At 69.3% G+C, this 19,826-nt stretch carries 19 protein-coding genes; 7 read left to right on the top strand and 12 right to left on the bottom strand.

What is annotated here, in order from left to right:
* Positions 1-8 precede the first annotated feature (8 nt).
* Genes fabG through KIT86_RS06820 form a run of 4 tightly spaced genes read left to right on the top strand, consistent with a single transcriptional unit; the run spans position 9 to position 4,169 of the window.
* Positions 9-758, top strand: a complete 750-nt coding sequence (gene fabG / locus KIT86_RS06835; RefSeq protein WP_297396480.1) for a 3-oxoacyl-ACP reductase FabG — start codon at positions 9-11, stop codon at positions 756-758.
* Positions 755-1,252: a MaoC/PaaZ C-terminal domain-containing protein gene (locus KIT86_RS06830; RefSeq protein ID WP_297396478.1), complete on the top strand. Its 498-nt coding sequence runs from the start codon at positions 755-757 to the stop codon at positions 1,250-1,252. Before fabG ends, KIT86_RS06830 begins: the two co-directional genes overlap by 4 nt.
* A complete protein-coding gene (locus tag KIT86_RS06825) occupies positions 1,249-3,372 on the top strand; it encodes an acetate--CoA ligase family protein (protein ID WP_297396475.1) in 2,124 nt (707 codons plus the stop codon). Before KIT86_RS06830 ends, KIT86_RS06825 begins: the two co-directional genes overlap by 4 nt.
* Before the next feature lie 41 nt (positions 3,373-3,413).
* Positions 3,414-4,169, top strand: a complete 756-nt coding sequence (locus tag KIT86_RS06820; protein ID WP_297396472.1) for a citryl-CoA lyase — start codon at positions 3,414-3,416, stop codon at positions 4,167-4,169.
* 39 nt (positions 4,170-4,208) lie between these two features.
* Here the strand turns inward: KIT86_RS06820 and KIT86_RS06815 are convergent, their stop codons facing one another.
* Positions 4,209-6,155 carry a methyl-accepting chemotaxis protein gene (locus KIT86_RS06815; protein WP_297396469.1) on the bottom strand — a complete coding sequence of 649 codons (1,947 nt, stop codon included), beginning with the start codon at positions 6,153-6,155 and terminating at the stop codon, positions 4,209-4,211.
* 292 nt (positions 6,156-6,447) lie between these two features.
* On the opposite strand from KIT86_RS06815, the gene KIT86_RS06810 reads away from it, so the two are divergent.
* Complete coding sequence (locus KIT86_RS06810; RefSeq protein ID WP_297396466.1) at positions 6,448-8,361, top strand: PAS domain S-box protein; 1,914 nt, start codon at positions 6,448-6,450, stop codon at positions 8,359-8,361.
* 121 nt (positions 8,362-8,482) lie between these two features.
* Here KIT86_RS06810 and serS read toward each other — a convergent pair whose 3' ends face one another.
* The 3 genes from serS to KIT86_RS06795 are packed head-to-tail and all read right to left on the bottom strand — an operon-like array spanning position 8,483 to position 11,266.
* The gene (gene serS, locus KIT86_RS06805; RefSeq protein WP_297396463.1) at positions 8,483-9,802 is read right to left on the bottom strand and encodes a serine--tRNA ligase; all 1,320 of its coding nucleotides are present in this window, start codon (positions 9,800-9,802) and stop codon (positions 8,483-8,485) included.
* Between the two features lie 46 nt (positions 9,803-9,848).
* Positions 9,849-10,820: a 4-hydroxy-3-methylbut-2-enyl diphosphate reductase gene (gene ispH, locus KIT86_RS06800; RefSeq protein ID WP_297396461.1), complete on the bottom strand. Its 972-nt coding sequence runs from the start codon at positions 10,818-10,820 to the stop codon at positions 9,849-9,851.
* A complete protein-coding gene (locus KIT86_RS06795) occupies positions 10,820-11,266 on the bottom strand; it encodes an FKBP-type peptidyl-prolyl cis-trans isomerase (RefSeq protein ID WP_297396458.1) in 447 nt (148 codons plus the stop codon). The genes ispH and KIT86_RS06795 overlap by 1 nt, the downstream gene beginning before the upstream one ends.
* A gap of 100 nt (positions 11,267-11,366) precedes the next feature.
* Here KIT86_RS06795 and radC point away from each other — a divergent pair, with 100 nt between their 5' ends.
* Together radC and KIT86_RS06785 are read left to right on the top strand one after the other, a co-directional pair.
* The gene (radC, locus tag KIT86_RS06790) at positions 11,367-12,059 is read left to right on the top strand and encodes a DNA repair protein RadC (RefSeq protein WP_297396455.1); all 693 of its coding nucleotides are present in this window, start codon (positions 11,367-11,369) and stop codon (positions 12,057-12,059) included.
* A gap of 46 nt (positions 12,060-12,105) precedes the next feature.
* The gene (locus KIT86_RS06785; RefSeq protein ID WP_297396452.1) at positions 12,106-12,741 is read left to right on the top strand and encodes a Smr/MutS family protein; all 636 of its coding nucleotides are present in this window, start codon (positions 12,106-12,108) and stop codon (positions 12,739-12,741) included.
* A gap of 33 nt (positions 12,742-12,774) precedes the next feature.
* Here KIT86_RS06785 and KIT86_RS06780 read toward each other — a convergent pair whose 3' ends face one another.
* The 8 genes from KIT86_RS06780 to KIT86_RS06745 all read right to left on the bottom strand — a co-directional run.
* Complete coding sequence (locus KIT86_RS06780) at positions 12,775-13,191, bottom strand: group II truncated hemoglobin (RefSeq protein WP_297396449.1); 417 nt, start codon at positions 13,189-13,191, stop codon at positions 12,775-12,777.
* 8 nt (positions 13,192-13,199) lie between these two features.
* Positions 13,200-15,743: an FtsX-like permease family protein gene (locus tag KIT86_RS06775; RefSeq protein ID WP_297396447.1), complete on the bottom strand. Its 2,544-nt coding sequence runs from the start codon at positions 15,741-15,743 to the stop codon at positions 13,200-13,202.
* 96 nt (positions 15,744-15,839) lie between these two features.
* Positions 15,840-16,472 (bottom strand): uracil phosphoribosyltransferase, encoded by a 633-nt coding sequence (gene upp, locus KIT86_RS06770; protein ID WP_297396444.1) that lies wholly within the window; start codon positions 16,470-16,472, stop codon positions 15,840-15,842.
* A gap of 61 nt (positions 16,473-16,533) precedes the next feature.
* Entirely contained in the window at positions 16,534-17,418 is an 885-nt protein-coding gene (locus KIT86_RS06765; protein ID WP_297396441.1) for a formate dehydrogenase accessory sulfurtransferase FdhD, read from the bottom strand.
* Positions 17,419-17,488: 70 nt separating this feature from the next.
* Positions 17,489-17,881 (bottom strand): hypothetical protein, encoded by a 393-nt coding sequence (locus KIT86_RS06760; protein WP_297396439.1) that lies wholly within the window; start codon positions 17,879-17,881, stop codon positions 17,489-17,491.
* A gap of 28 nt (positions 17,882-17,909) precedes the next feature.
* Positions 17,910-19,145 carry a formate dehydrogenase subunit gamma gene (locus KIT86_RS06755; protein WP_297396435.1) on the bottom strand — a complete coding sequence of 412 codons (1,236 nt, stop codon included), beginning with the start codon at positions 19,143-19,145 and terminating at the stop codon, positions 17,910-17,912.
* 10 nt (positions 19,146-19,155) lie between these two features.
* Complete coding sequence (locus KIT86_RS06750; RefSeq protein ID WP_297396432.1) at positions 19,156-19,410, bottom strand: hypothetical protein; 255 nt, start codon at positions 19,408-19,410, stop codon at positions 19,156-19,158.
* On the bottom strand, positions 19,407-19,826 hold a 420-nt coding region (locus tag KIT86_RS06745), incomplete at its 5' end, for a 4Fe-4S dicluster domain-containing protein (protein WP_297396429.1). The genes KIT86_RS06745 and KIT86_RS06750, both read right to left, overlap by 4 nt.

The raw sequence follows: 19,826 nt of genomic DNA, 5'->3' as shown, positions 1-19,826 counted from the left end.
GACCGATCATGGATCTGGGACTGAAAGACGCCACCGCCTTCATCACGGGCGGTGCAGGCACGCTGGGCTTGGCCATGGCCCGGCGCTTCGTGCAGGAAGGCTGCCACGTCGTCGTGTGCGACACCAACCAGGATGCGATTGACGCCGCCTGCGCGGAACTGAGCGCCCTGGGCGGCCAGGCGCTGGGTGTGCGGGCCGACGTGACCCGCAAGGACGAAGTGGGCCTGGCCGTGCAGCAGGCCATCGAGCGCTGGCAGAAGGTGGACGTGCTGGTCAACAACGCGGGCTTCGCGCGCGACAGCTACCTCACGCGCATGCCCGAGGAAGACTGGCACGCGGTGCTCGATGTGACCCTGCTGGGCGCCTTCCATTGCTCGCGCGCCGTGCTGCCGCTGATGATGGCGCAGCGCCACGGCCGCATCATCAACATCGCCTCGCGCGCGCACCTGGGCAACCCGGGGCAGACCAACTACTCGGCGGCCAAGGCCGGCCTGATCGGGTTCACGCGTTCGCTGGCGCTGGAGTCGGGCAAGTTCGGCATCACCGCCAACGCGGTCGCCCCGGGCGTGATCTCCACGCCGCGCATGCAGCAGCGCCCCGACTACGCCGAACTCACCGAGCGCGCCAAGTCAAACACGCCCGTGGCCCGCCTGGGCGACCCGGCCGATGTGGCCGCCACGGTGGCCTTCCTGGCCTCGCGCCTGGCCGGCTTCACCACCGGCGAGACGGTGCACGTCACCGGAGGGCGCTACGCATGAACCCGCCCTTCGACCTGGACGAACACCTGGGCCGGCGCCTGTACTTCGACGACCTGCACACCGGCCAGACCTGGGAGAGCCCGCGCCGCACCGTGACCGAGGCGGACGTGGTCCAGTTCGCGGGCCTCTCGGGCGACTACAACGCACTGCACACCGACGCGGTGTTTGCCGCGGGTCACCCCTTCGGCCAGCGCGCCGCGCACGGCCTGCTGACCCTGGCCATCGCCTCGGGCCTGACCACCCGCATGCCGGTGTACCGGCTGATGGACGGCGCCCGCCTGGCACTCACGGAGTTGCGATGCCAGTGGCGCCTGCCCGTCTTCATGGGCGACACCCTGCACGTGGAGTTGCGCATCGGCGAGAAGGCGCTTTCGAAAAAGCGCCCGGGCACGGGCCGTGTGGCGATGCAACGCACCGTGAAGAACCAGCGCGGCGAGGTCGTGGTGGAGAGCGAATGGACCACGCTCATGCAATGCAGAACGGAGGCGGCATGAGCGCGCCCCGAGCTGACGACGCCGTTCGATTCGACGGCCTGGCGGGCCTGACGCAGCCGCGCTCCGTGATGGTCGTGGGCGCCTCCACCAGCCCGGGCACGCTGGGCCACACCACCGTGCTCAACCTGCTGGAGCACTCGGATTTCAGCGGCGAGGTCTACCTCGTCAACCCCAGGGGCGGCGAGTTAATGGGTCGGCCGCTGTACCGCAGCATCGGCGAGGTACCGGCCCAGGGCATCGATGTCGCCCTGCTGCTGGTGCCGGCCGAATCGGCCATCGCCACGCTCAGCGCCTGCGCGGCGCAGGGCGTGCGCTATGCCATCGTGTTCACCGGCGGTTTCGCCGAGCTGGGCGAAGCGGGTCGCTCGGTCGAGGCCGAGATGAAGGCGCTGGCCGAGCGCACCGGCATGCGCATCTACGGGCCCAATTGCGCGGGCATGACGCTGCTGGCGCCCCGCCTGGGACTGACCTTCTCGACCGAATTCCGCAACGACGGCCGCAGCGGCGCGCTCTCGCGCATCGGCCTGGTGACCCAGGGCGGCGGCCTGGGCCGCTCGCTGATGCAGGGCGACGAGCGCGGCGTGCGCTTCTCGCGCTGGTTCTCCACCGGCAACGAGGTCGACCTCGACAGCGCCGACTTCATCCACTGGCTCGCGCACGACCCCGGCACCGACCTGATCTGCACCGTGATGGAGGGCATCCAGGACGGCGCGCGCTTCGTGGCCGCGGCCCGGGCCGCGCGCCGCGCCGGCAAGCCCCTGATCGCCCTGAAGATCGGCCGCTCGGACTTCGGCAAGAAGGCCGCCCAGTCGCACACCGCCTCGCTGGCGGGCGAGGACGTGGTCAACGACGCGGTGTTCTCGCAACATGGCGTGATCCGCGTCGAGGACCTGGACGAGCTGCTCGACGTGGCCAGCCTGATCTCGCGCGTGGGCGTGCGCAGCCTGCAGCGTGTGTGTGTGTATTCGTCCTCCGGCGGCGCGGGCGTGCTGTCGGCCGACAAGGTGGGCGAAGCCGGCCTGGCCATGGCCACGCTCAGCGATGAGACCGTGGCCGAGATGGCGAAACACGCCCCGTCCTACGCTGCGCTGACCAACCCGGTGGACCTGACCACCAAGGCGCTGGTGGACCCCGAACTGGCGCGGCGCTGCCTCGCGCCGCTGTTCGCCGACCCGGGTGTGGACGTGGTGCTCTACCCCATCACCTCCAACTACGCGGCCAGCACCGAAGGCCTGGTGCGCAACATGCTGGACGTGGCCCGCACCGGCACCAAGGCCTTCGTGCCGGTGTGGATGAGCAGCCGGCGCGGCCCGGCGCACGAGCTGCTGGTGCGCGAAGGCTTCGCACCGATCTACAGCCTGCGCAACGCCACGCTGGCCTTGCAGCGCTGCAGCGGGTATGCGCGCCAGCCCGATGACGACGGCGATACCGCGGCCATGGCGGCGGACGTCACGCTGGCTGTCGGCCTGCCCTGCAACGAGACCCAGGCCAAGGCGCTGCTGGCGCAACACGGCGTGCGCTCACCCCATGAAGCGCAGGCCGCCAGCGCCGACGAGGCCGCCGCGCAGGCGCGCCGCATCGGGTTTCCGGTGGCGCTCAAGCTGGTGGCCGACGGGGTGCTGCACAAGAGCGAGATCGGTGGCGTGGCCCTGCACCTGCGCGACGAGCAACAGGTGCGCGAGGCCTTCGACCGCATCCTCTCCAGCGCGCGGCGCCACCAGGTGCCGCCGCAGGCCATCCGGGGCGTGCTGGTTTCGGAGATGGTGACCCACGGCGTGGAGATGCTGGTCGGCATCCACCGCGATGCGGTCTTCGGCCCGGTGCTCAGCGTGGGCGCGGGCGGCGTGTGGGTGGAGGTCGAGGCCGACGTGGCCCGCTGCCACCTGCCGGCGGGCCGAGCCGTGCTGGAGCGAGCGCTCGACAAGACCCGCATCGCCAGAAAGCTGGCCAGCCACCGCGGCCTGCCCGCGCGCGACCGCGCCGCCCTGATCGAGGCCATGCAGCGCATGGCCGCGCTGTTCCTCGGCCTGGGCGAGGGCGTGCAGTCCCTGGAAGTGAATCCGCTGGTCGTGCTCGACGACGGCCAGGGCGTCGTCGCCCTGGATGCCGTGATCGAGTGAGCCACCGCACCCCTGATCCCTCAAGCAAAGGAAACATCACCATGTTCGACAGCCAGATCGGCGGCGGCGACGCCCATACCATCCTGGTGCGGGGCCATGACCTGGTCTCCGACCTGTTCAACCGCGACTTCATCGACGTGCTGGCGCTGGAGCTGCTGGGCGAGTTCCCCAGCCCGCCGCTCAAGCGCATGCTCAATCTCTTCCTGGTCAGCGCCACCGACCACGGTCTCACGCCCAGCGCGCTGTCCTCGCGCCTCACGCTGCATGGGGCCCCCGAGGCCATGCAGGGTGCGCTGGCCGCGGGCCTGCTGGGCGCGGGCAGCCGCTTCCTGGGCGTGATCGAGTACGCCGCGCGCTTCCTGCGCGACGCATTGCCCCCGAAGGACCATTACACCGATGAAGAGTTGCGCGCCTGCGCCGAAGAATGCGTGCGCGCCAACAAGGCCGCCAAGCGGAAGATTCCTGGCGTGGGCCACCCCATCCACGTGGACGGCGACCCGCGCTGCGAGCGCATGTTCGAGATCGCCCGCGAATGCGGCTACTACGGCGTCTACTCGCGCTTCGCGGTGGAACTGGCGGCAGCGGCGGCCCGCCTCTCAGGCCGCAAGATCCCGCTCAACGCCACCGGCGCCAAGGGCGCCATCGTGCTCGACATGGGCCTCACGCCCGAACTCGGCAAGGCGCTGACGATGATCGGGCGCACCGTCGGCCTGATGGCCCACATCATCGAAGAACAGAAGAACCCGATCGCGCAGAAGGTGTGGGACATGGCCTCGGGCCGCGCCGATCCCGCCTGAAGGCGGATGGGCGGCCCGCCCTGAGCGGGCCACCGGGCTTCAGCCCTGGCTGGAGCCCCCCAGCTGGAACACCGACACCGTCTTCACCAGTTCGTCCGCCTGCTGGCGCAGGCTGCTCGCGGCGGCCGACATCTGCTCCACCAGCGCGGCGTTCTGCTGCGTGGTCTGGTCCAGCTGCACCACCGCCTCGCCGACCTGGCTCACCCCCGCGCTCTGCTCGCCGCTGGCAGTGCTGATGTCCGACATGAGGCGCGAGACCTTCTGGATGGAGGCAATCAGCTCCTGCATGGTCTTGCCAGCCTCGTTCACGAGCACCGTGCCGTTGCCCACGCTCTCGACGCTGCTGCCGATCAAGGCCTTGATTTCGCGCGCGGCCTGGGCCGAGCGCGTGGCCAGGCTGCGCACCTCGCCCGCCACGACCGCGAAGCCCCGGCCCTGTTCACCGGCCCGCGCAGCTTCCACCGCCGCGTTCAACGCCAGGATGTTGGTCTGGAACGCGATGCCGTCGATCACGCCGATGATGTCGGCGATCTTGCGCGAACCGGCATCGATGTCCTGCATGGTGTCCACCACGCGCTGCACGGCCGCACCGCCCTGCTCGGCCAGCGAGGTGGCCGAACGCGCCAGCTGGTCGGCTTCCCGCGCGTGGCCCGAGTTCTGGCCCACGGCGGTGCCCAGCTGCTCCATGGAGGCCGCCGTCTCTTCCAGCGCGCTGGCCTGGTTCTCGGTCCGGCTGGACAGGTCCTGGTTGCCCTGGGAGATTTCCGCGCTGGCCGTGGCCACGGCCTCGGCACCGCGCCGCACGCGGCCGACCACGCTGGCCAAATCCTTCTGCATGATCGCCAGCTGCGCCATCAGGCTTTGGGTATCCCCGGCCCGCACAGGCACCGGCTGGCCCAGGTCGCCCCGCGCCACGCGGGCACTGACCGCCACCGCTTCGGCCGGCTCACCGCCCAGAGGGCGCAGCACCAGGCGCTGCAGGGCCCAGAGCAGGCCGAGCGACACCACCACGATGGACACCGCCCCCAGCAGCGCGGCGATGACGTTGAGCTGGCGAACCTCGGCGAGGATGCGGTCCTGCGGCACGGTGGCCGCGAAGGCCCAGGCGGACTCGTCCTTGCCCACGCGGACTGGCACATAGATGCTGGTCACCTCGGTCTTGAGGTCCTCGTGCTGGTAGCGCACGCGCTGGGGCCGGTTCTCGCTCAAGGCGCTGCGCATGGCCTCCAGCTCGGCCGGCACCGTCAGCGCCTGCCCCACATGGGCGGGATCGCGGTCGCCGACGTACAGGGCACCGTGGGACAGCAGGCTGGCGTAGCCGGTGTCGTAGATCCGGATCGCCTGCACCTTCTCCTGCAAGCTGGACAGGGGCAGGTCGATGCCCGCCACCCCCACGAACTGGCCGTTGACCACGATGGGCACCGAGGTGGTGGTGATCAGGACTTCCTTGCCCGCCACCGTGTATTTGTAGGGCTCGATCAGCGTTTCCTTGCCCGTGCGCTTGGCCAGCTGGTAGTAGTCGCCCGGGCCGGGCTTGTCGTAGTCCACCAGCGGCTCCACCATCGCCGAACCCGTGCCCCGGTTCCAGTAGGGGATGTAGCGGCCCGTGGCGTCGTGACCGGGCTTGTCCACGTACTCGGCATCGCGGCCGTCGAACGCGTTGGGCTCCCACGCCACCCAGACCCCCAGGAATTGAGGCGAACCCTCCAGCACCTGGCGCAGCAGCGCATCGGCCTCGATGCGGTCGGCCTGCCCGGTGGCTTTCAAGCCCCCCAGCGCCTGTGCCAGGGTGCGCGCCGCCGTCATGGTGGCGTTGAGCTCGGACGCCACCTGCGCGGCGTTGCGGTTTGCCAGCTCCTCGGCGTACATGAGGGCCGTGCTCTCCTGCAACTGGCCGGCCTGGCGCGTCAGCGAGATCACGGTGACGGCAAATCCGAGCAGCACCACACCGACGACCAGCAGCAGCAGCTTGGTGCGCAGGCTCATGGAGGCAAGAGCGGAACTCGTGGAAAGGGTATGGGGATGAGACACGCGGCTTCTTCTTTCTACGTCCAGTGGAAGTGAATGCCCGACGCAGCCCGAAAGTGGGCCGGTGCAGGCGACCTGTCAGGACAAGGAATTTCCCATGCCGGGGAATCTGCAAGGCCACGAACAGACCGGGAAAGCCAGGGCAATTCCGCCCGGAGACTTCGTGCGCCAGCCCACACACCCCCCTGGCCGGCGCGGCGTAGACTCGCGGTCTTGGCCACCCTTTCGCGCAACCCTGGAACGCCCTGCAGTGACAGACAACCACACCCGCGAACCGTCTCCCGCCGACCGCTTCCAGTTGCTGGTGGAGGCCGTCCAGGACTACGGCATCTTCATGCTCGACCCGTCGGGTCGCGTGATGTCGTGGAACGCGGGAGCCGAACGCATCAAGGGCTACCGCGCCGACGAGGTGATCGGCAAGCACTTCTCCATGTTCTACCCGGCGTCCGAACGCGAGCGGCAATGGCCCGAGCACGAGCTCAAACTGGCGACAGCGGTCGGCAAGTACGAGGAAGAAGGCTGGCGCGTGCGCAAGGACGGCACGCCGTTCTGGGCCAACGTGGTCATCACCGCCATGCGCGACGCGCAAGGCACCCTCACCGGCTTCGGCAAGGTCACGCGCGACCTCACCGAACGGCGCGCCCACGAGCAGGCCCTGCGGCAAAGCGAGGAGCGCTTTCGCCTGCTGATCGAGGGCGTGCGCGACTATGCGATCTACATGCTCGACCCCGAGGGCATCATCCAGAGCTGGAACAGCGGGGCCGAGGACATCAAGGGCTACACGGCCAGCGAGGTGATCGGCAAGCACTACAGCATGTTCTTCCGGCAGGAAGACATGCTGGCGGGCCGGCCCGCGCAGGAACTCCAGGACGCCCTGCAACACGGCAGGACCGAAGACGAGGGCTGGCGCGTGCGCAAGGACGGCTCGACCTTCTGGGCCAACATCATCGTCACGCCCATCCACGGCGCCGACGGTGCGCTGCTCGGCTTTGCCAAGGTCACGCGAGACATGAGCGAGCGCAGCAAGCTGCGCGAGCTGGAGCACTCCCTCAAGCGCATGAACGAGTTCCTCGCCATGCTCGCCCACGAGTTGCGCAATCCGCTCGCGCCCATCCGCAACGCCGTGTCGATCCTGCAGCTGGAAGGCTCGCCCAGCCCGACGCTGCGCACCAGCCGCGACATGATCGACCGGCAACTGACCCACCTCACACGGCTGATCGACGACCTGCTGGACGCCGGCCGCCTGACCAGCGGCAAGATCCGCATCAGGCCCGAGCGCGTGTCGTTCAACCAGGTGGCCGCCAGGGCCATCGAGGCGGTGCGGCCGTCGATGGACGCCCGGGGGCAGGCCTTCGACGTCGACATCCCCTCCGCCCGCGTCTGGGTGAACGCCGATGAGATCCGCCTCGCCCAGGTGCTGCAGAACCTGCTGGGCAATGCCTCCAAGTTCACCCCCATCGGCGGCACGATCAAGCTGAGCGCGCGCGTGAGCGGCAGCCGCCTGCGTGTCGAGGTCGCTGACAACGGCGAAGGCATCCCGGCCGCGTCCATCCAGGACATCTTCGCCCTGTTCTCCCAGGGCGACGGCATTGCCGCGTCGCGGCAGTCCGGCCTGGGCATCGGGCTGGCGCTGGCGCGCTCCATCGTGGAGATGCACGGCGGCACGATCTCGGCCACCAGCCCGGGCCTGGGCCTGGGCAGCGTCTTTCATGTCGAGTTGCCCGGCGCGTCCATGGACGAGCAGGCTGGCCAGCCGGAAACACCCTGGCTCCTGGTCGTCGACGACAACCGCGACGCGGCCGACAGCCTCGCCGACCTTCTGCGCATGCTCGGTTGCCGCGTGCGCACCGCCTACGACGGCGAATCGGCACTGGAAGCCGCCCGGCAGGACGGCCCTCGCATGGCTTTTGTCGACATCGGCATGCCCGGCAAGAATGGCGCCCAGGTGCTGCGGGAGTTGCGCGCCCTGCCGGGTGGCGACACCCTCTTCGCCGCCGCCGTCACGGGTTACGGCGCCGAGGACGAGAAGGCCGGTCGCGCCGATTTCGACGGCTTTGACGCGCGCCTGCAGAAACCGGTCGGGCTGTCCGATCTGAGAGACCTCCTGGCGCGCGCCCACGTCGGAGGTGACCGGCCACCCGGCCCACCTTCGCCGTTGCCCTAGCCTTCCCGGCGCCCGAGGTCTCAGGCTGGCAAGCAAGTCAACCGAAGCACGGTGAGGCTCTTCGCCAGCTGGGGGCCGGGCGGGTTCGACTCACGGCGGCGGGCGGCCGCCGTGCGGGCGCTCACTGGGGCGTGAGCCGCTCCAGCCCGCCCAGGTAAGGCCGCAGCACCTCGGGCACCGTCACGCTGCCGTCGGCATTCTGGAAGTTCTCCAGCACCGCCACCAGGGTGCGGCCCACCGCCAGGCCCGAGCCGTTGAGCGTGTGCACCAGTTCGTTCCTGCCCTGCGCATTCTTGAAACGCGCCTGCAGGCGCCGCGCCTGGAAGGCCTCGCAGTTGGAGACCGAGCTGATCTCGCGGTAGGTGCCCTGTGCGGGCACCCACACCTCCAGGTCGTGAGTGCGGGTCGAGCCAAAGCCCATGTCGCCCGTGCACAGCACGATGACGCGGTACGGCAGGCCCAGCTTCTGGAGCACGGCCTCCGCGTGGCCGGTCATCGCGTCCAGCGCCTCGTAGCTCTTCTCCGGGTGCACGATCTGCACCATCTCGACCTTGTCGAACTGGTGCTGGCGGATCATGCCGCGCGTGTCGCGCCCGGCGCTGCCGGCCTCGGAACGGAAGCACGGCGTGTGAGCGGTGAGCTTGATCGGCAGATCGGTCTCGGCCAGCACCGTGTCGCGCACGGTGTTGGTCAGCGTGATTTCACTGGTGGAGATGAGGTAGAGCGCCTGCGTGTCGGGCACTTCCTCGCCTTCCTGCCCGCCCTTCTTCACCGCGAACATGTCGCCCTCGAACTTGGGCAATTGCCCGGTGCCCAGGAGCGTCTCTGCATTGACGATGTAGGGCGTGTAGCACTCGGTGTAGCCGTGCTCCTGCGTCTGCACGTCCAGCATGAACTGCGCCAGCGCGCGATGCAGGCGGGCGATGGGGCCACGCATGAATGTGAAGCGCGAGCCGGCGAGCTTGCTGCCGGTCTCGAAGTCCAGCCCGAGCCGTTCGCCGATGTCCACGTGGTCGCGCAGCTCGAAGTCGAAGGTGCGCGGCGTGCCCCAGCGGCGCAGCTCCACGTTGCCGTTTTCGTCGCTGCCCACGGGCACGCTCTCGTGCGGCAGGTTGGGCACGGCCAGCAGCAGGTTCTGCAGCTCGGCCTGGATCACCTCCAGCCGCGCGGCCGAGGCTTCCAGCTCGGCCTTGAACGCCGCCACCTGCGCCATGGCCGCATCGGCCTCGGCGTGCTGGCCCTTGCCTTTGAGCATGCCGATCTGCTTGGACAGCGTGTTGCGCTGGCTCTGCAAGTCCTCGGTGCGGGTCTGCAGCGCCTTGCGCTCGGACTCCAGCGCCTGGTAGGCGGGCACATCCAGGTAGGGCTGCGGCTGCTTGCGGGTCTGCAGGCGCGCCACGACCCCGTCGAGGTCTTTTCTCAGTTGAACGATGTCTAGCATGCGGCGATTGTAGTTTTGCGCCCTGGCCGGGCGCGGCAGGCGCGCCTCAGCGCAGGTGTTCCAGCGGCTGGCTGTCTTCGCCGTCGATCTTCAGGCCCTTGGGCAGCGGGAACTTGATGGTCTCGGTCAAGCCGTCCATGGTGCGCACCGAGATTGCGCCCAGCGCCTTGATGCGCTCGATCACCTGGCGCACCAGGATCTCGGGCGCCGAGGCCCCCGCCGTCAGGCCCACGCGGCTCTTGCCCTCGAACCACTCGGCCTGGATCTCTTCGGCGCTGTCCACCATGTGGCTGGGCGTGCCCAGCTTGACCGCCAGCTCGCGCAGGCGGTTGCTGTTGGAGCTGGTGGGGCTGCCGACCACGATCACGATGTCCACCTGCGGGCTCAGCAGCTTGACCGCATCCTGCCGGTTCTGCGTGGCGTAGCAGATGTCCTGCTGCTTGGGTTCGCGCACGCTGGGAAAGCGCGCCTTGACGGCGCTGAGGATCTCCGCTGCGTCGTCCACCGACAGCGTGGTCTGCGTGACCACGGCGAGCTTCTCGGTCTGCGCGGGCGCGGCGCGGGCCACGTCGGCCACGTCCTCCACCAGGTGGATGCCGCTGTCGAGCTGGCCCATGGTGCCCTCCACCTCCGGGTGCCCCTTGTGGCCGATCATGATGAACTCGTAGCCCTCGCGGTGCAGCTTGGCCACCTCCACGTGAACCTTGGTCACCAGGGGGCAGGTGGCATCGAAGATCTGGAAGCCACGCCGCCGGGCTTCCTCCTGGATCGCCTTGCTCACGCCGTGCGCCGAAAACACCAGCGTGGCGCCGGGCGGCACGTCGGAGAGCTCCTCGATGAAGATCGCGCCCTTGGACTTCAGGTCGTTGACCACGTAGGTGTTGTGCACGATCTCGTGGCGCACGTAGATCGGCCGGCCGAACTTGGCCAGTGCGCGCTCGACGATCTCGATGGCGCGGTCCACCCCGGCACAGAAGCCCCGGGGCTCGGCCATGATGATTTCGGGTGCGTCGCCCATCAGAGCACCCCGATCAGTTGCACTTCGAAGCGCACGGGCTGGCCCGCCAGCGGGTGGTTGAAATCGAACAGCACGGCGCCGTCCTCGCGCACCTGCACCGCCGCACCGGCATAGCTGCCCAGGCCGTCGGGCGTGGGGAACTGCACCACGTCGCCTGCGGCGTACTGCTCGTGCGGGTCGCCCAGTTCGTTGAGCAGCTTGCGCGCCACCCACTGCACCATGTCCGGCTGGCGCTCGCCGAAAGCTTCGCCAGCGGCCAGCTCGATCACCGTGCGCGTGCCTTCCTCCAGCCCGATCAGGTGCTGCTCGATCGCGGGCGAGAGCTCGCCCGCGCCGAGGCTGAGCGTCGCGGGCTTGCCCTCGAAGGTATCGATGATCACCTGGCCCTGCGGCCCGGACATGCGGTAGTGCAGCGTCAGGAAGGAGCCTTCTTGGACTTGGGGCATAGGGCGGGGGAGAATGTCAGTCAAAAGTATGCGAAAAAGGCGGCTGGGAGCCGAAACAGCCCCTATTGTAAAAACCCCACCCCTTCAGGAAGGACCTCTCATGAATGGCCCGTCAATCAACGGCGTCAAGCAATGGCCTCGCGAGTCACGCCCCCGCGAAAAACTGCTTCAAAGAGGGCCCGGTGCCCTGAGCGACGGCGAGCTGCTCGCCCTGCTGCTGCGCACCGGCATTGCCGGCAAGAACGTTCTCACCCTCGCGGAGGAGCTGCTGCAACGCTTCGGCGGCGTCAACGGCCTGCTGCACACCGGCGCCGACGCACTCCGGCAGATCAAGGGGCTGGGCCCCGCCAAACGCACGGTGGTGATCGCCGTGCTGGAACTTGCCCGGCGCGCGCTCGCCGAGGACTTGAAGGCCAAGGCCGTCTTCGAGAGCCCCCGAGCGGCGCGGGAATACCTTCAACTGCAGCTGGGCGCCCGGCCGCACGAGGTCTTTGCCGTGATGTTTCTGGACAGCCAGAACCGCCTGATCGCGATGGAAGACATGTTCCGCGGCACCCTCACCCAGGCGACCGTGTACCCGCGCGAAATCGTGGTGCGGGCCCTGCACCACCACGCCGCTGCGGTGGTACTGGCGCACAACCACCCCAGTGGCAACGCCGAACCCTCGCTCGCCGATGTCGAGCTCACGCGCACGGTCATGACGGCCCTGGCGCTGGTGGACGTGCGCGTGCTCGACCATTTCGTGGTCACCCGGGAAACGGCGGTATCCATGGCCCAGCAGGGGCTGATGTAAGCCCTGCGCCGGGCAGCCGGGAGCGGACCGGGCGACAATTCCCGCCATGAAAGTCCACACGCTGGCCGAGTTGAAGGCGTTCAAGCGGGCCATGGCCGAACGCGCCGCGGCTGAGGCCCAGCGGCGCGAGGTGGAGCGGCTGGCCGCGCTGCGCCGCGAGCGCGAGCACCGCCTGTTCGAACTGGCGGTGGGCCCGGTGCGCCCCATTCCCCACCGGGGCCGCATCGAGCCACGCCCCGTGCCAGTGGACCCGATGCCGCTGCAGCGACAGCGCGACGAGGCCTCGGTGATGCGCGAGGCTCTGTCGGACGAGTTCGACGTCGAAACCCTGCTGCACACCGATGAGCTGCTGAGCTACCGCCGCCCGGGGCTGGGGCCGGAGATCGTGCGCAAGCTGCGCGAAGGCCGCTGGAGCATCCAGCGCCAGATCGACCTGCATGGCCTGCGCACCGACGAAGCCCGCGAGGCCCTGGGCCGCTTCATCCGCGAGGCCCATCACGCGGGCCTGCGCTGTGTGCGCGTGGTGCATGGCAAGGGCCTGGGCTCACCCGGGCGCACCCCGGTACTGAAGAACCGCGTGCTGCGCTGGCTGGTGCAGAAGAAAGAGGTGATCGCCTTCGTGCAGGCGCGCCCGGCCGAAGGCGGCGCTGGAGCGCTGGTGGTGCTGCTGCGCTCGGCCTGAGGCGGGGCCTGGCTGGCCGCCGCCAGGGCTGGCTCAGCCTGGCGAGTTCCGCATCCAGTCCGCCGTCTGGAAGAAGCTGGTCTTGAGCCGCTCGCGCAGCGCCGCATCCACGCCGGTCTCGCCCATGGCCTGGTCCATGCAGGCCAGCCACTGGTCGCGCTCGACGATGCCGATGGCAAAGGGCATGTGGCGCATGCGCAGGCGCGGATGGCCGAACCGCTCGGTGTAGTGCTGCGGGCCGCCGAGCCAGCCGCACAGGAACCAGAACAGCTTCTGGCGCGCGCTCTCCAGCGTGCTGCCGTGGGCGGCGCGCAATTCGCGGTAGCGTGGCTCGATGTCCATCAGGTCGTAGAAGCGGTCGACCAGGGCGTGCACCCGGTCTTCGCCGCCGATCCAGTCGAACGGCGTGGCGTGTGGCGTGGGTTCCTGGTGTTGTTCGAGATCGCTCATGCCGTTCTTCAGACCGCCGCCTTGCGCAAGGTTTCCACCACCGGCGTGCGCAGCACACTGCGCAGCCCCCACCAGCCCGCCAGCAGCGCCAGCAGGGCGCCCGCGACGGCGCCGCCCAGCGGCACCCAGGGCGAGGCCGTCCACGAGAACTGGAACACGAAGCGCGCCAGCGCCCAGCCCACCGCCACGGCCACCGCCGAGGCCAGGAAGCCCGCCAGCAGGCCCACGCCGAGCAGCTCGATGCGCTGCACCTGGCGCAACAGCTGCGAGCCCGCACCCACCGCACGCAGGATGGCGAACTCGCGCTCGCGCTCGCCGCGCGTGGCGGTGACCGCCGAGAGCAGCACGACCAGACCGGCCGCGAGGGTGAAGGCAAACAGGAACTCGACCGCGCTGATGACCTGCCCCAGCACGCGCTGCACCTGGGCGATGGTCTGGCTCATGTCGACGTTGGTGATGTTGGGAAACTGGCGCACCAGGGCGTTGTCGAAACCATTGGTGGGTTCGGGCGCGCGAAAGGCGCTGATGTAGCTCAGCGGCACGTCGGGCACCTGCGCCACCGGGAACACGACGAAGAAGTTCACCCGCATCGAGCCCCAGTCCACCTTGCGCAGGCTGGTGATGCGGCCTTCGGTGACCTGGCCGGCGATGTCAAAGCCCAGGCGGTCGCCGAGCTTGAGGCCGAGTTCTTCGGCCAGGCCCTCTTCCACGCTCAGCGCATCGGGCTCGTTGTCGGTCCAGCGGCCGGCCACCACGGGGTTGTGGTCGGGCACGGTGGCGGTGTTGGAGAGGTTGAACTCGCGGTCCACCAGGCGCTGCGCGCGGTCTTCGGTGAAGTCTTCGGGCACCACGGCCTTGCCGTTGATGGTGACCAGCCTGCCCCGGATCATGGGGTACCAGTCGTAGCGCTGCACGCCGGCCTGCCGCAGCGCCTGCTGGAAGGCCTCCCCCTGCTCGGGCTGCACGTTGATGACGAAGCGGTTGGGCGCGTCGGGCGGCGTGGCGTTGCGCCAGCTGGCGATGAGGTCGGTGCGCAGCAGCACCAGCAGCACCAGCGCCAGCAGACCGACCGCCAGCGCGCTGATCTGCACCACGGCGTAGGCAGGCCGGGCCGAGAGCTGGCGCGTGGCCATGACGAGGGCGCGCGGCGCGGTGGCTTCGTTCACACTGGCCCGCAGCACGCGCACCGCGGCGTAGCTGGCGGTGGCGAACAGCAGCACCGCGCCCGCAAAGCCGCCCACGGCAATGGCGCCGAGCAGCAGGTCGCGGCTGGCGGCCAGCAGCAGGGCGGCGAAACCCGCCACGCCCAGGCCCAGCACGGCCAGCGTGGCGGGCTTGAGCTGGCCCACGTCGCGGCGGATCACGCGCAGCGGGGGCACCTGGGCCAGCTGCAGCACCGGTGGCAGGCCAAAGGCCATCATGAGGGTGAGGCCCATGCCCAGACCGAGCAGCACGGGCGCCAGGCTGGGCGCGGGCAGACTGGCCTCCACCAGGCCGGCCAGCAGCAGCACGAAGGCATGGTGCACCGCATAGCCTATGGCCACGCCCAGGGCGCTGGCAAACAGGCCGATGAGCGCGAACTCCAGCGTGTAGGCGCGCGCCATGGTGCCCTGCGAGAGGCCGAGCACCCGCAGCATGGCGCAGTCGTCCAGGTGGCGCTGGGCGAAGCCGCGCGCGGCGATGGCCACGGCCACGGCGCACAGCAGCGCGGCCAGCAGCGCCACGAGGTTGAGGAATTTCTCGGCACGCCCCAGCGTCTGCTGCATCTCGGGCCGGCCGCCTTCGAGCGACTCCAGCCGCATGCCGCGCACGTCCGGCTTCTCCATGGCCTGGGTTGCCCAGCGGCTGAAATCGGCCACGCGGGCTTCCCCGCCGATCACGGCCAGGCGGTAGGTGAGGCGGCTGGCGGGCTGCACCAGGCCCGTGGCAGGCAGGTCGGCCATGTTGAGCATGACGCGCGGCGCGAAGCTCATGAAGCCGGCGCCCCGGTCGGGCTCCACGGTGATGAGGCGGGTGATGGTGAGCGCCGAGTCGCCCAACAGCAGCGTCTGGCCCATCTTCAGGTCGAGCGCCACCAGCAAGGCTTCGTCCACCCAGACGGTGCCGGGCGCGGGGATCTCGCGGGTCGCGCTGTCGGGTGCGCCCTGGGCCTGGGCCACGCGCAGGCTGCCGCGCAGCGGATAGCCCTCGCCCACGGCCTTGAGCGCCACCAGGCGGGCGGCGCCGCCCTCCTCCTCGCGCGCGCGGCCCATGGTGGGAAAGCCCAGCGTCTGCGTGGTGGTCAGGCCCAGCTCGCGGGCCCGGGCCTCGAACGCGGGAGGCGGCACGTGATCGCTGCTGATCACGGCGTCGCCCCCGAGCAGGGCGCTGGCGTCGCGCGTGAGGCCACCCTGCAGGCGGTCAGCGAAAAAGCCGACGGCCGTGAGCGCGGCCACCGCCAGGGTGACGGCGAGCATCAGCAGGCGCAGTTCGCCCGCGCGCCAGTCGCGCACCAGGGAGGACCAGCCCAGTGTCCAGAACCGGATGGGCAACGAGGCGGGGGGTGTACTCATTCTTCGGACCTTATCGCATCAACAGAACCCACACATCGGACCGGCCCGACGTGGATTGGTTCAGAACGCCGCGCCGCAGGCGCGGTGCGGGGGGTCCTATTTCGTGCCGAAGATGCGGTCGCCTGCGTCGCCCAGGCCCGGCACGATGTAGCCGTGTTCGTTCAGGCCCCGGTCCACCGCCGGCGTGTAGACCGGCACATCCGGGTGGGCGTCATGGAAGGTCTTGAGACCTTCGGGGCAGGTGACCAGGCAGACGAAGCGGATCGATCGAGGGTTCGTCTTCTTGAGCCGGTCCACCGCGCTCACGGCAGAGTTGCCAGTGGCGAGCATGGGGTCGAGCACGATCACGTCGCGTTCGTGCATGTCGTGCGGCATCTTGAAGTAGTACTCCACCGCCTTGAGGGTGGCGGGGTCGCGGTACAGGCCGATGTGGCCGACGCGCGCGCCCGGGATCACCTGCAGCATGCCGTCGAGGAAGCCGTTGCCGGCGCGCAGGATGGAGGCCAGCACGACCTTCTTGCCGTCGATCACGCGCGAGGTCATCTTCTCCAGGGGCGTCTCGATCTCGATGTCCTGCATCGGCATGTCGCGCGTGATCTCGTAGGCCAGCAGCGCGCTGAGTTCGTGCACCAGTTCGCGAAAGCTCTTGGTGCTGGTGTCCTTGCGGCGCATGAGGGTGAGCTTGTGCTGCACCAGGGGGTGGTCAATGACGTGGACGTCTCGGCTCATGGAGGGGTCTCTCGGATGGGGGTGACCCAAGTTTATGCCCGAACGCGCGGGCACTGCCGGCTCAGGAAGCGGCGGCGCTGCGCTCGCGGGCCAGGGGCGTGGCCGGGGGCACGGCGTCCAGCACGAGGCGCTGCGGATTGGCATAGCACAGGAAGCGATGGTGGGTGGCGCGGCCGATGGCACACAGGCCCACGCGCAGGGCCACGTCCAGCCCCATCTGCGTGATGCCGCTGCGCGAGACCACCACCGCCACGCCCATCTGGGCCGACTTGATCACCATCTCGCTGGTGAGGCGGCCGGTGGTGTAGAAGATCTTCTCGCCGGCGGCGGGCGCAGCGGGGCTTGCGGTGGCGTCTTCCTGCAATGCCATCCAGCCGGCAATGGTGTCCACCGCGTTGTGGCGGCCCACGTCTTCGACGAACAGTTGCAGCTCCTGCCCGTGGAACAGGGCACACGCGTGCACCGAGCCGGCCGACTTGTAGGTGCTTTCCTTGAGCCGGATCGCATTGACGATGGCGTACAGCTCTGATTGCCTGAGACCGGCCTCGGCCGGCAGGCGGATGCTGTCGATCTCGTCCATGAGGTTGCCGAACACACTGCCCTGGCCGCAGCCGGTGGTGACCACGCGCTTGGAAGTGCGCTCCTCGATGCGGTCGATGCCGTGCCGGGTCTTGACCGACGCGGCGTTCACGTCCCAGTCCACGGTGATGGACTCGATCTCCTCGACCGAGGCAATGAGCCGCTGGTTGAGCAGGTAGCCCAGCACCAGCCACTCGGGCTGCGCGCCCAGCGTCATGAGCGTGACCAGCTCGCGCTTGTCCACATAGACCGTGAGGTCGCGCTCGGCGGGGATGGAGATGGTCTCGCGCGCGCCGTGCTCGTTCACGACCTCGACTTCACGGGTCAGCGGCGCGCGCGCCTGGGTCAGTTGGGGCAGCAGGGGCATGGGCGAAGACTACCGCATGAAAAGGGCCGCCACCCGAGGGTGCGGCCCATGGCAAGGCAGGAAGGGCGGTTTATTTCTTGGCCGGCATGGTGGCCGATGCCGGCGCGTTCGTGCTCGGTGGGCCCTTGGCGGTCTCCGCCGGCGAATGGGCCCCGGACGCCTCGATGGGCTTCGGAGCGGCAGCCGTGAAGGTGAAGGGGCCCGGGTCGGTGCATGCCGGCGCATTGGGCAGGGCGGGCGGCACGCTCTTGCCAGCGGCCGCGGCGGTCTTGAAGTAGTTGGCGGCCGCCTTGTCCATGGAGATGCACAGCTTGTAGCCGTCGACCTTGGCGGCCCAGGCGGTCTTGGCCGCCGCTTCGGCGGCCTTGGCCTTGGCCTCTTCCGTGGGCGGCGGAGGCGCGGGCAGCTTGGCGTGGGCCGTGGCGGCCAGCAGCAGGGTCAGGCACAGGAGGCTGCGTGTCATGGGATGGGTCCTCGTTGTCTCGTTGTGTTCAGGCCTTGACGGCGCGCGAGGCCTCGGCCGCGCCGGCCGCGTCCACCGGGCCCGCCGTGCGCTGCGCGGGGATCTTGCCCGCCTTGATGTCGTCGTACCAGAGCTCGTGGTGCTCCTTGGCCCAGGTCTCGTCCACGTAGCCGGTCTTCATGGCTTTGTAGGCGCCCTTCATGCCGATGGTGCCGAGGTAGATGTGGCCCATGAACAGCGCCATCATGAGCACCGCGGCACTGGCGTGGATCATGTGCGCGACCTGCATGTTGCCGCGCGTGTAGTCCACCGAGGGCAGCAGCTTGTCCAGGAACAGGCCCGAGCCCACCACGATCAGGCCGAAGAAGAACACGCCGGCCCAGAACACCACCTTCTCACCCGCGTTGAAACGGTGCGAAGGCACTTCCTGGCCGCTGAGCAGGCCGCCGCCCTTGAGCAGCCAGGTGATGTCTTCCTTGGCGGGCAGGTTGTCCTTGACGAAGGTGAGGATCACCACCACCAGCGACACCGCGAACAGCGGACCGGCGAAGTTGTGCAGGTTCTTGAGCGCGTAGGTCAGCCAGCCGAACAGCGTGCTGCCCATGATCGGCAGCAGGAAGAACTTGCCGAAGGCCATGATGATGCCGGAGACCGCCAGCGCCACGAAGGCGATGGCGTTGACCCAGTGCGCGGCGCGCTCGAAATAGGTGAAGCGCTCGATCACGCGGCCGGTGGGCTGGCCGTGCAAGGGAATCGCGCCCTTGGCGAAATAGAACAGCGCGATGGCCACCGCCACGATGAGCAGCACCGAACCGCCATAGGGAATGATCCACTGGTTGCGCACCTGCCGCCAGGCTTCGCCCGCGTTGGTCAGGCGCGCGCCGGGATAGTCCGCGAACGGCTGGATCAGGTTGCCCGCCTCGGGGTACGGCAGGCTGGAATAGCCGGTCACGCCCTTGCCCACGTCGCGCCACATGGGCGCGTTGTTGCCAGGCTGCACCTTGCCGCGTTCGGCATTGGTCTGCTCCGGGTACTTCGGGTCCTTGTTCGCGTCGGGCGCGATCTCGAAGATGTTGGCGCCTTTGATGCCGCCCATCTGGCCACTGGCCGGTGCGGCTGCACCGAGTGGCGCCGGGTCTTCCTGCGGTGGCTCCACCTTGAGCGTCTGGGCATGCGCCCAGGCCGCGCTCAGCGTCAACAGCGCCATGCACCACACCTTGGGCGACGCCCAGCGGCGCAGGCCTTGAGTCAGGAGGCTGTACATGGTGGCGGCCTCAGGGTTTGTTGCCGCCCATGCGGGTGTAGTCGTTCTGGCCGTACTGCGCGCGCGTCTTGAGCTGCTGTTCCCAGCTGGTCTTGTCGCCCGCCTTCCAGTTGGTGTTGGCGTACTGGCTGCTGCCCACGCCCTGGTAGGGCGCGCTGTCCTGCTTGACGCCGGCCGCGTTCATTTCCTGCGGCTTCTCGCCGCAGGCCGTGAGGGCCAGGAAGGCGGCGGCCACGGTGGTGCCGAGTGCGAGGCGGCGCATCATGACTTGGTCCCTTGTGCGGTGCCGTAGGCCGTGCCCCAGCCCCAGACTTCGGCGCCCTTGCCGCGCTGCAACACCCGGTTGCGGAAGATGTCGGCCACCACATCGCCATCACCGGCGAGCAGGGCCTTGGTCGAGCACATCTCGGCGCAGGCCGGCAGCTTGCCTTCGGCCAGGCGGTTGCGCCCGTACTTCTCGAACTCGCTCTGGCTGCCGTGGGCCTCAGGGCCACCGGCGCAGAAGGTGCACTTGTCCATCTTGCCGCGCACGCCGAAGGTGCCCTGCGAGGGGAACTGGGGCGCGCCGAACGGGCAGGCATACGAGCAGTAGCCGCAGCCGATGCACACATCCTTGTCGTGCAGCACCACGCCCTCGTCGGTGCGGTAGAAGCAGTCCACCGGGCAGACCGCCATGCAGGG

It is taken from the genome of Hydrogenophaga sp. (genome assembly GCF_026125825.1).
Taxonomy (GTDB): Bacteria; Pseudomonadota; Gammaproteobacteria; order Burkholderiales; family Burkholderiaceae_C; genus Hydrogenophaga.
Note: the sequence above shows the minus strand (reverse complement) of the source record. Positions and strands in the feature narration are given on the sequence as shown.